2 protein-coding genes are annotated in these 1,967 nt (G+C 54.1%); both read right to left on the reverse strand.

Annotation, left to right across the window (positions count from 1 at the left end; translation table 11 throughout):
• Positions 1–1,783: transglutaminase TgpA family protein (locus ACFRAK_RS28105; protein ID WP_394573053.1), on the reverse strand; the 1,783-nt coding region annotated here is incomplete at its 3' end.
• The coding region (locus tag ACFRAK_RS28110) for a hypothetical protein (protein WP_394573054.1) at positions 1,749–1,967 on the reverse strand (219 nt) is incomplete at its 5' end. The genes ACFRAK_RS28110 and ACFRAK_RS28105, both read right to left, overlap by 35 nt.

A 1,967-nucleotide genomic window follows, 5' to 3' on the forward strand; every position in this document is an offset into this window, starting at 1 on the left:
CTGCAAAATAAACCTCCACCCAGGCATGAGCATCCTTCAGCGCAATCTCATACGTATCAATTTTGCCGACACTTCGCTCACCTGGTGCGAACCCCGTAACATATCTTGCAGGGATCCCCTCTGCTCTGAGCAATACCGTCATGGCCGTTGCAAAATGAACACAGTATCCTTCGCCCGTATCAAATAAGAAGTCATCGACAAAATCCTGGCCGTCCGGTGGCACTGCCGTTTGCAGCGAATACGTATAATTCTGCTTCAGAAAGTTCTCGATCGCCAACGCTGCATCATAGCGATTCGACGTCCCCTTCGTTATTTCCTGAGCCAGATCGCGCACTCTCTCTGGTAATGAGACGGGAAGCTGCAGGTAGCTCGTGCGCAAGTCGTGCGGACCCGTACCTATCGCTGTCCGAAGCAGCTCCACTTGAGGCGCGATGTATACCGATTCCACTGTATAACCGGCTATAGGAACATCCCCTTGAATCGAGACCGTCTCCGACAGACGATTCGCAGTCATCCTGGGCATGCCCCGCTCATCCGAATAGCGAATATTTTGTACACGGGTAATCAAGCCTCCAGCGAGCAGAGAACGCGCCGGAGTATCTTGATAGAACGTCAGCGTCTGCACCAACGTCTCGCCCTCAGCGTGCTGCCAGTAAGGGAGAACGCCGCCAAGATCCTCATCCATGCGAAACGGCCTGCTCGCGCTATGGTCTGCGTCCCAACTGCGGCCGTCATAATAACTATACGTATCCCCGCGCCAATAGGTAGGCACTGCCGACTGCGCGGTGAAATACAATTCATCGCTTAACGTCAACGGCCCACCCATGTCCTTATCCGGGGATGAATAACCGGTTACTTGAGCCGCTGGAATCGATGCTTCCACTCCCTTATGGCCTGGCTGCACCCACTTCCCCAACTGCTCTGCCATCTCGGTCACCGTCATGCCCATTCCCTCCGACGGCTCACTAACCACGCCCCATATCCGCGTTGCGCCGGTAATCAGCAGTGTGAACAGCAGCACGATCAGGCTCCAGCGCAGCATCGGTACCCGTGCACCTCGGCTTATAGAGGGCACAGTTGGCTCCGACTGGCGGGGAATGAATGACAAGCACGAATCCGGTATGGTTTCTTGCCTCAACGCCAGAAGCAGCATCACGCCCTGAGCAAGAAGTATATACACAATCGCCCGGCTCATTCCCATGAGCACACTTTCACCAAGTGCAGCTTCCAATGCAGCCAAATACACCAGCGTAGAGCCACCGAACAACCACACGGTACGGCGATACAATGCCAGCATATGAACGGCAGACACCATGATTCCCCACCCGGTGAATAAGATCACCGTACGCGTCTCCTGAGATAGCACGGAGAACGCCCATCCGGTTTGAAATGCGGCCACGTCCTCTGGCAGAATATGCAGCGCGTACTGGATAACCCATTCAACCGGATTCGAGTAATCAAACAACCGGGAGCATAACCATACCATCAAAATGACGTTAAGCGGAAACCAGACAAAACCACGGATCGTAAACAATCCCTGCAGCACTAGAGACACGGCCCATATTGACAGCGCTGCCAGCACCGAGTCTGCGTTCGCATCCCCCGTGTTGCGTAGCGGCATAAGCCATTCGAAGAGCAATCCGGCGACCGGAAGTGTAACGATGAGTCGATGCAGTATGGAATCATGCGATACTCGTGTCAGTAGTTTACGTTCAGCATGCATCCAGGGAATACGATGCGAGATGGTGCTAGTTCTCGTATGCCACGGGTTGAGCTTGATCATAACGCGCCCCTTTCACGCGCACCGCCGTCTCTCGGCGCACGGGTTCATTATGCACATAAACGAGTTGTCCGCCCCTGCGAATGAAATCACCCGCTGCATCATGCTGGCTTGCATGCTGATTGCGATACGACGAGGTAAATGCCTCTTTCGCTGCATGCTCTATTTCTTGAATCGGTTGCGTGCA

Source organism: Peribacillus sp. NPDC056705 (assembly GCF_043656335.1).